This window comes from Nostocoides sp. (genome assembly GCF_035343835.1).
In the GTDB taxonomy this organism is placed as follows: domain Bacteria; phylum Actinomycetota; class Actinomycetes; order Actinomycetales; family Dermatophilaceae; genus Nostocoides_A; species Nostocoides_A vanveenii.
This window is the reverse complement of record NZ_DAOQZV010000088.1, coordinates 1-9,278: the sequence shown is the minus strand read 5'-3', so window position 1 is coordinate 9,278 and position 9,278 is coordinate 1. Positions and strand designations below refer to the sequence as shown.

Below are 9,278 nucleotides of genomic sequence, written 5' to 3'. Positions count from 1 at the left end.
ATGGTGGTCTGGATTTGGATGCGCCGTCGGTGGACGTGCCTGAGGCCGTCGTGGAGGTTCCCGGCGTTTTGGAGCCGTCGGTCGATGTGGCGGCTGCGGCTGTCGATGTGCCAGGGCCGGACGTCTCGGGTGGCATTGATCTGGATGCCGATGGTGGTCTGTATCTGGACGCGTCCGATCTGGCGGCCCCCGCCGCGGCTGGCGTGGGTTTGGCGGGCGCCGCTGCTATCGACGCATCAGCGGACGGCGAGGAAGCGGCCGAGGAGGTCGCCACCTTCGAGGAGCCGGATGCGGCGGAAGCTCAGCTGTCGGACGAGGTCGACGTGCCCGCACCGACCACGCCGGACGTTGACGTCCCGGAGGTCGACCCGGACCTGAGCATGGAGGACGCCGAGGATCTGTCTGCAGGCCTGTCAGAGCCCGAGCCCAGGGGCGATTTCGGGGGAGTCGATGAGCTGGATACGGCTCACGAGCCCTCGGACGCGATTGACCTCGACGCTGACGGTGCGCTTGACCTCGACGCCGACGGTGCGATCGATCTCGACACCGCGTCCCACGTGGACGTGGGCCCTGCGGACGTGCCGACCGTGGATGTTCCGTCCGTCGATGAACCCAGCGGCGATGTCGAGCCAGCGGCCGACGAGTCACCGGCTTTTGCCGAGTCTGCCGCGGCCGTAGTGGATCTCCCCGCCGATGTCGACGTACCGGAGGTCGACGCCGATCTGAGCGTGGAGGACGCCGAGGATCTGGAAGCCGTGCTTCCCGATGCCGAGCCCAGCCAACCCGTTTCGGCCGGGGGGTCACAGGCGGCCCTGCTCGACCTCGACACCCCTGAAATCGTCGACGTGGCTCCCGAGCCGGAGTCGCCCCTCCTCGACCTCGACGAGGCCGGTGCCGCACTCGAGGCCGGTGGCGCTACGGCTGCGGCCGCCGGTCTGGGCGGCCTGGCTGCCTTGCGCGCCAAGCGCGCGGCAGAGGAAGCCGATAAGGCCGAGGCCGACGCTCTCGAGCGCTCGGCCGAGGCACCCGACGCGCAGATCCCCGACGAGGTCGCCTTCGGCCACGACTCCATGGCCGGGCCGGACATCGAGTCCACGGTCGCGGAGTCGATCGACGCAAGTCCCGTCGAGTTGCCCGTTGTTCCCGATGCGGATGAAACTCAACGGCCCGAAGCCGACGCCGTGACGGCAGATGTCCGTGACCCGGAAGTCGAGGCCGCCGAGCAACTGCCTCCCGACGACCTGCCGGCCGACCTCCCGGAGGCCGAGCCGGAAGTCGAGGCTGAGCAACTGCTTCCGGACGTCCTGCCGGCCGAGCCGGAAGCTGAGACTGTCGAGCAACTGCTTGTCGACGAACCGACTGCCGAGCCCGTAGACGTTGACAAGGCCGACGTTGAGGTCGAGACGGAGTCCGACGCCGAGGTCGTCGGGGAGCCTGAGACCGAGGTCGCGACCGAATCCGAGCCGGAGCCGGAGCCGGAGGCCGAGGTCGTCGGGGAGCGTGAGACTGAGGTCGCGACCGAATCCGAGCCGGAGCCGGAGGCCGAGGTCGTCGGGGAGCCTGAGACTGAGGTCGCGACCGCCGAGCCGGAGCTGATGGTGGAGCCGGAGCCGGAGCCCGAGGTCGTCGCGGTTCTTGACGCCGAGCCCGAGGCCGCAGCGGTTGCCGAGCCGGAGCCTGAGTCTGCGATGGTTGCCGAGCCGGAACCCGTGCCCGACGTCGTTGCGGAGGCCGAGACGGTCGCCGAGGCCGAGCCAGCGTTCAAGGACTACGGCGCAGGGTCGGCCCTGCCTGCCGAAGACGGGTCCGGGCCGGAAGGCTGGGCGGTCAAGGGCAACGAAGGATCGATGCTCTTCCACACGCCCGCGTCGGCGTCCTACGAGGTCACCAAGGCCGAGGTCTGGTTCATCGACGAGGCGACCGCGATCGCTGCGGGCTTCGCGCCGTGGGACGCCAAGCTGCGGGCCAAGGCCGAGGCCAAGGCTGCCCGAGCGGCGGCCAAGGCCGAGGCGAAGGCTGCGCGTGCTGCAGCTGCCGCTGCGACCGGCCGGTCTACCGATCGGCAGGGTGCCGCGCAGAGCGCAGTGCCGACGCTCGACTCAGCCATGACGAGCGCGGTGGCCGATAGGGCGGAGGCAAACGACGCCGACGTGACGCCGGCAGCGGGCTTCCTCGCGGCCCCCGCCCAGGCGGTCGCTTCCGAGCAGCCAGCGGTCGACCCACTCATCATCGAGGAGCCCGCGGCGTCCCCGACGGTTGAGCTCGAGTCAACCCAGGCGCCCCAGTTCACCCCGACCTCCTACGGCGCTGGGTCGGCGCTGCCGGCCGGCGACGGATCCGGCCCAGCCGGCTGGGAGGTCAAGGGCAACGCGGACTCGATGCTCTTCCATACGCCCGCCTCGCCCTACTACGGCCGGACGAAGGCCGAGGTGTGGTTCGCCGACGAGGCCACCGCGAGCGCTGCGGGATTTGCCCGATGGGATGCCAGGGCCCAGCGGGTCGAGGTGCCGACGCTGCTCGACATCCCGGACGGTCCATACGGTCCGGGCTCCGCCGCGGCGGGGCCCCGCGGCAAGGGACCGGAGGGCTGGGAGGTCAAGGGCAACGCCGACTCGATGCTCTTCCACACGCCCGACAGCCCCTGGTACAAGCGCACTCGCGCGGAAGTCTGGTTCGTCGACCAGGCGCGTGCCGAGGCCGCCGGGTTCACGCACTGGGACGCCACCGAGCGCGGCGACTGAGCCGCCCTCGTAACGGTCACGGGCCGGGCCTGAGCAAACAAAGCTCGGGCCCGGCCCTCGCGCCTCCCCGCACCATCTTCGGCAGCGACGTCCGGTTCCACCTACGGCGGAGGTGAGGTTCCGAGGCGGTCACACGGGCATACGGCTATGGGATGATGGGGCGCGTGCCAGGTGGAGACGGGCGACTGACCCATGACCTGATGCCGGACGAGCGTGGGCCTCAGGACGCGTGCGGTGTCTTCGGAATCTGGGCTCCCGGTGAGGAGGTCGCCAAGCTCACCTACTTCGGGCTTTACGCGCTGCAGCACAGGGGCCAGGAGTCGGCCGGCATCGCCACGTCTGACGGGCGCCGCCTACTCGTCTACAAGGACATGGGCCTGGTCTCGCAGGTGTTCGACGAGCGCTCGCTGGCCAGCCTCAAGGGCCACATCGCCGTGGGGCACTGCCGCTACTCGACGACCGGCGGCTCCACCTGGGAGAACGCGCAGCCCACCCTGGGCGGCCATGCCGGCTTCACCGTCGCCCTTGCGCACAACGGCAACCTCATCAACTCGGCTCAACTGCGCGAGCACGTGATGGAGCGGGGCACCCAAGGCTTCGATGTGCACGCCGGCGAGCTGCGCCGCGGTAACACCACCGACACCGCGCTCGTGACGGCGCTCCTGGTCGACGACCCGTCCACGACCATCGAGGAACGCGCCCTCGAAGTCCTGCCGATGCTGCGCGGCGCCTTCAGCTTCGTCTTCATGAACGAACATGCCCTGTATGCCGCACGCGACCCGCAGGGCATCCGTCCCCTCGTCCTGGGGCGAGTAGAGCGCGGATGGGTGGTCGCCTCCGAGACGGCCGCCCTCGACATCGTCGGCGCGTCCTTCATCCGCGAGGTCGAGCCGGGTGAGTTCATCGCCATCGACGAGAACGGCCTGCGCAGCAAGCGGTTTGCCGAGCCGGAGCCCAAGGGCTGCGTCTTCGAGTACGTCTATCTCGCCCGCCCGGACACCTCGATCAACGGCCGGGTCGTGCACGAGGCCCGGGTGGAGATGGGCCGCACCTTGGCCCGCGAACACCCTGTCGACGCCGACCTGGTCATTCCGACGCCCGAGTCCGGGACCCCCGCGGCCATCGGCTACGCGCAGGAGTCGGGCATCCCCTATGGGCAGGGCCTGGTCAAGAACGCCTATGTGGGGCGCACCTTCATCTCGCCGAACCAGACCATTCGCCAACTCGGCATCCGCCTCAAGCTCAACCCGCTCCGTGAGGTCATCAAGGGCAAGCGGCTCGTCGTCGTGGACGACTCCATCGTCCGCGGTAACACTCAACGGGCACTCGTCCGGATGCTGCGTGAAGCCGGCGCGGCCGAAGTGCATGTCCGCATCTCCTCGCCGCCCGTGCGTTGGCCCTGCTTTTACGGGATCGACTTCGCCACGCGCGCCGAACTGATCGCCACCGGTATCGAGGTCGAGGACGTCTGCCGCTCGATCGGCGCCGACACGCTCGGCTATATCAGCGAGGACGGCATGATCGCCGCCACCAACCGGCGGCGCGATCAATTGTGCACAGCCTGCTTCACCGGCCGCTATCCGGTGGAACTCCCCGCCGAGGACCAACTCGGCAAGGGGCTGCTGGAGATGCAACTCCCGCTCGACGTCCGCTGATCTGCTCCTCAGGCTGACGTCACTGCGGCAGCATCAGCCCAAGGTCACCGCCGATCACGGCGGGCTCGCCTGCGTCTGGCACGACGAAGGTGATCGCCAGCCCATCCCGGGTCCGCGTCCGGTCGCCACCGAGCGCCTGCTGGTAGACGTCATTGGTGTCTCCCTCGCCGCCGGGTGCCCAGCCGGAGTCGGCCGTCACCGTCGCGACGAGCTGGGCCACCCCGACGATCCCGCCCTGCACGGGAATGACGGTGATCGGTGCGCCGGGGCCGACCCCGGTGACGCCGGTGTCCATGAGCTCGACATCCACGGTGTAGTCACCGCCGATCCGCGCGCGCTGGATGCGCTGACGCCATTCGTAGGGTGCGACGCCCAACTTAGGCCCCCGCGGGATCGTCCCCCTCTCCAGATACCGGACGACCGTGCCGACGAAGGCCCGCGCGGCCCGCTCCTGGCCCCGCGTCGGCACCGAGGGCGTGGCGGTTGGTGTCGGCAGCTGATCAAGATAGGGGATCTCGGTCATGCTGGCCAGCCGCCACGTGCTCTTCCCGGCATCCTGCACGAGCAGCATCAGATCCTTCTGCGGCCCCCCGGCGCCTTTGGCTCCGCTGCGGTAGCTCAGCAACACGAGTGCGGCATTGCGTCCCCGGGACTTGGGAAGGGCAAAGATCGGGCCGCGGCCGCTGATCGTGTGCTCTCCCTCTTCGCGATAGCCCTTCGTGCGATAGAAGACCGACTTGAAGCGCGCCGTCTCGCGCAACTCGCCGGTGAAGACACGGTCGAGGGCACCGATTCGGTAGGGCGGCGCGGCCGACTCCTTCATCGCCGCCGGACCGTTGCGAGCGAAGAACGCCAGGTATGCCGTGAGGTCGCCCCGCGTCATCGCGGGCGGCAAGCTCGCGACCGGCGCGGACGTCGTCGCCGGGGTCGATGCTGTCGGAGCGTGCACAGCAGACGTCACTGATCGGGTCCGCGGGACGGGCGTGCCGCCCGCCTCGCATCCGGTGACGGCCACGGCCAGGACCGCAAGAGCCGCCGGCATCAGTCGCCGTCCGGCCCGTCTCGGGTGGCGCCGGGAGCGACGAGTCGCACGGGGATGGGTGGGAGGGGTCGAGACGCTGGTGAGGATCGGCATACGGCCACCCTCTCGGTGAAGCCGCGAACGCGCATCCGCAAAATCAGTCGCCTGTGGATAAGTCCGCAAGTCCTATGCGCGGCAAGGCGGTGGGTATCGTCGCGCCTGTGAACCTCGAAAAGGTGGTCTTCGGGTTTTTCGTCGTGCTCGCTGCGACGCTGAACTTCGGGTTTTTTCTCGGCGACCTGACGGACGCCCGCGTCCACAATGTCTACGAGCTGTATGCCGCGGTGATCGTCAACATCATCGCCGTCGTGCTCAAGTTCGGCGACCGCACCCAAATCGGCGCGCTGCACCTGGCGACCAGCCTGGTCGCGGCGATCCAACTGATCGCGGCGACGGTTGTCTGGATCTGGGCGGAGGAGGGATCGACCGGCCTGACGCCAGAACACATGAGCAGCGTCGTCTCCCTCTCCGGCGGCGCCCTGCTGGCGAATATCGTCTCGATCATCCTGCTGGTCACCGAGACCGCCGCCTACCAGCGGCGCTGACCGGCCGGCATACGGACTCGGCAGCACACCGTGGGCAACCCGCTGCTCTTCGCCCGGCCCTTCCTGCGCCGGCGAACGGTGCTGCGCCGGTTGTCCGTTGACATTCCCACGGAAGTGCCGGCCACGACGGCGATCTTCCTGGTGCTCCGGCGGATGCGGGCACCGCTCATCGCGCTCATCGTCGTCTTCACCATCGCGGTCTTCGGCCTGGCGGCGACGCCAGGTGTCGACGGCGCGGGCAATCCGCGGCGGATGAGCGTCTTCGAGTCGTTCTATGTCATGAGCTACACCGCCACGACGATCGGCTTCGGCGAGATCCCCAACGCCTTCACCACCCAGCAGCGACTGTGGGTGACGGCCACGATCTATGCCACGGTCATCGCGTGGGCGTACGCCATCGGCACCCTGCTGGCGTTGGCGCAGGACGAGTCCTTCCGCGATGCCGTTGCGGGACAACGCTTTGCGCGTCGGGTGCGGAATATCCACGAGGGCTTCCACATCATCGCCGGCTACGGGCAGGCGGGGCGGGTCGTCGGTCGCGGACTGGACTGGTTCGGGCGTCGCTTCGTGGTCATCGACCGCTCGGGTGTGCGCGTCGACCAACTCGGCACCGACCAGCTGTCCGTCGACATCCCCGGGATCGAGGGGGATGCCGCGAATCCTGCGGTGCTCGGGATCGCCGGGCTGGGGCACAAGCACTGTCAGGGCGTGCTGGCGTTGACCGATGACGACCAGATCAATCTCGGCGTGGTGCAGGCGGTGCACCTGCTGGCGCCGGAGGTTCCGGTCATCGCCCGTTGCGCCGACCGCGAGACTGCGACGCACATGGAGGCCTTCGGGGCCGAGGCCGTCATCAACGCGTATGACCGTTTTGGCTCCTATCTCGTGCTTGCGCTCCAGCGGCCGGCCGTCTATCAACTGGTGACGTGGCTGATGAGCCCTGGCGGCACGGGGCTGCCCGAGCGCGGTGCCGCGATCGCCTCTGGCACGTGGGTGGTCTGCGCGCAGGGGCAGTTCCGCGACGAGATCGCGCGCGACCTGCGGGCGGCGTCCTATGAGGTGGTGCTGGCCGATCCCGGGGATGGGGCGCCGGACGTGCGCGCCGCGGTCGGTTTTGTCGGTGGGATGTCGATCGACACCGCCAACCTCGCACTGGCGGCGCAGGTGCGCACGACTGCCCCGGACGCCTTCATCTGCCTTCGTCAGGCCGCAACGACCGCAGCGCCGCTCTATGCCGCGTTCGCCCCGGACTCTCTCTTTGTCCCGACGGATCTTGTTGCGCGAGAAGCATTCGCGCGAATCGTGACACCGCATACATGGGCGTTCCTGGAGTATGCCGCGCGGCAGGACGACGCCTGGGCTGCCGACCTGCTGGGCCGGCTCGTGGACCGGTGCGGGTCGGGCTCGCCGGACCCGGTGATCCTGGTGATCGACGCGCAGTCCGCCCCCGCCGTCATTCGGTGGATAGAGCACGGGGGAGCCGTGACGATCGGTGATCTGTTGCGTCATCCCGACAACCGCGACGAGCCATCAGGCAACGCGGTGCTAGCCCTGAACCGGGGTGGCAAGATCGCCTTCGACCCCGACCCGGAGACGGTGGCGGAAGCCGGTGACCGGCTGCTGCTGGTCTCTCGGGCCCGGGCGTTCAGTGCGCTGCGCGAGGTGCTCTTCCACGACGCCGCGGTCGAGTATGTCGTGACCGGCCGCCGCGTCCCGGCGACCTGGATCTGGCGACGCCTGACCCGCGGGCGCGCCTGATCATCGCCACGTGCGGACGGCAGAGTCCGGCCGTCGGTGCCGAGCTCAGGGGAGTTCGAGGGCGAGCTCGTCGACCTCGGCGTGGCGACCGCGCGCATAGGCGCGGCCCTGGCCGACCACCACAAAACCCGCCTTCTGCAGGATCCGCAGGGAGCCATAGTTGTCCGCAGCGACTCGGGCCAGGACCGGCCGCGTAGTTCGCGCCAGCACCAGCGCGAGGGCTCGGGACGCATGGCCTTGGCCCCAGTGAGCCTGCGAGATCCAATAGGTGACTTCGGGTGCACCCTCTTCGGAGCGGAAGGTTGCAATCGTCCCGACGAACTCACCGCCACCACTGAGAACAGCCCAGTTGTGCACGTCCGGATTGACAAGCAGGCGTGCCATGTGGGCGTCGAAAGCCTCTCGGTCGTCGGGATTCTCGGCCGTGAAGGCGGCCATCGAGACGGCCTCGGGTTCACGCATCATCGCGAAGACCCTCTCGAGATCGGTCTGCTCGAGGGGGCGTAGCTCCGTGGTCGCATTCACACGTTTATGATATACGTGTGTCTATCAATCCAGAACGCGACCTGGCGCGGCTGATGATGCCGACCTGGCGCGCCCTGATGGATATCGAGCCCCAGCGCTGTCACGAACACCGGCTCTCCCATTGGGACTACATCATCCTCAGCGACGTCGAGGAGCACCCCGGCACCTCGCAGCGCGACGTCGCTCAGCGCATTGTCCGCAGCGCGAGTCGCATCGCCGATGACGTGGAGTCGCTACAGGCGCGGGGCCTGGTGACTCGAACACCCGCCGCGCACGACCGCAGGGTGAACTGCCTGCAACTGACCAAGGCCGGTCGCAATCTCACTCAGCGGGTCAGACGCGCGATCCGTGCCGATGAGCGTGAGTTGCTCAGTGAGCTCAGCCCTACCGAACAGAACCGACTCCGCGCGCTGCTCACCAAGGCGATTCCCACGCAGCTGCTGTAGGCGCTTTCCCCGAGTAGGCGGCTCTAGGCGAACGTCGGGTAGGTGATGGCGGCAGGTCGGGACTTCTCCAGTTGGTGGGCCAGGGCCAGAAGCAGTCCTTCGGCGCCACGGCGAGCGATCAGTTGCACGCCGATCGGCCAGCCCTCGCGCGAGAGCCCGCCGGGGATCGAGATCGCCGGATGACCGGTGACATTCGCCAGAGCGGTGTTGGCGACATACGGCACGGTGGCCATTTGGGCGCGCACCGTGTCGAGCCCGTCCACCAGGCCGATCGGGGCCGGGAGAAGCGGCAGCGTCGGTAACACCACCACGTCCGCGCCGCTCAAGAAGCGGCGATCCACCGTGGCGGCGATCCGCTCGGCGCGCCGCAACGCCGCGGTGACGACCGGCCCGCGCGCCCACCCGGAGAGCCGGATCGTCTGACGGGTGCGTGGCTCGAGGCGTTGGGGATGCTCGACCTGGGTGCCCTCGAGGTCAAGTCCTGGTGCGTGGTGTACGAATTTTTCTCATCCTTCGGGCGTGTCGGG

7 protein-coding genes and 1 pseudogene are annotated in these 9,278 nt (G+C 68.9%); 5 read left to right on the top strand and 3 right to left on the bottom strand.

Features of this window, described 5'->3' with window-relative positions; translation table 11 throughout:
• Window positions 1-2,741, top strand: a pseudogene (locus PKH97_RS08130) (hypothetical protein); the annotation flags it as partial.
• A gap of 164 nt (window positions 2,742-2,905) precedes the next feature.
• Window positions 2,906-4,396, top strand: coding sequence for an amidophosphoribosyltransferase (purF, locus tag PKH97_RS08125; protein ID WP_324386905.1), 1,491 nt, complete (start codon window positions 2,906-2,908; stop codon window positions 4,394-4,396).
• A 19-nt stretch (window positions 4,397-4,415) separates the two neighbouring features.
• On the opposite strand, the gene PKH97_RS08120 is transcribed toward purF, so the two are convergent.
• Entirely contained in the window at window positions 4,416-5,279 is an 864-nt protein-coding gene (locus PKH97_RS08120) for a hypothetical protein (RefSeq protein WP_324386904.1), read from the bottom strand.
• Between the two features lie 359 nt (window positions 5,280-5,638).
• Here PKH97_RS08120 and PKH97_RS08115 point away from each other — a divergent pair, with 359 nt between their 5' ends.
• Together PKH97_RS08115 and PKH97_RS08110 are read left to right on the top strand one after the other, a co-directional pair.
• Window positions 5,639-6,022: a DUF6394 family protein gene (locus PKH97_RS08115; RefSeq protein WP_324386903.1), complete on the top strand. Its 384-nt coding sequence runs from the start codon at window positions 5,639-5,641 to the stop codon at window positions 6,020-6,022.
• Window positions 6,023-6,052: 30 nt separating this feature from the next.
• Complete coding sequence (locus PKH97_RS08110) at window positions 6,053-7,780, top strand: NAD-binding protein (RefSeq protein WP_324386902.1); 1,728 nt, start codon at window positions 6,053-6,055, stop codon at window positions 7,778-7,780.
• A gap of 45 nt (window positions 7,781-7,825) precedes the next feature.
• Here the strand turns inward: PKH97_RS08110 and PKH97_RS08105 are convergent, their stop codons facing one another.
• A complete protein-coding gene (locus PKH97_RS08105; RefSeq protein ID WP_324386901.1) occupies window positions 7,826-8,305 on the bottom strand; it encodes a GNAT family N-acetyltransferase in 480 nt (159 codons plus the stop codon).
• A 17-nt stretch (window positions 8,306-8,322) separates the two neighbouring features.
• On the opposite strand from PKH97_RS08105, the gene PKH97_RS08100 reads away from it, so the two are divergent.
• The gene (locus PKH97_RS08100) at window positions 8,323-8,751 is read left to right on the top strand and encodes a MarR family winged helix-turn-helix transcriptional regulator (protein ID WP_324386900.1); all 429 of its coding nucleotides are present in this window, start codon (window positions 8,323-8,325) and stop codon (window positions 8,749-8,751) included.
• Window positions 8,752-8,774: 23 nt separating this feature from the next.
• On the opposite strand, the gene PKH97_RS08095 is transcribed toward PKH97_RS08100, so the two are convergent.
• Window positions 8,775-9,167, bottom strand: coding sequence for an amidase family protein (locus PKH97_RS08095; protein ID WP_324386909.1), 393 nt, complete (start codon window positions 9,165-9,167; stop codon window positions 8,775-8,777).
• Between the last annotated feature and the right edge of the window lie 111 nt (window positions 9,168-9,278).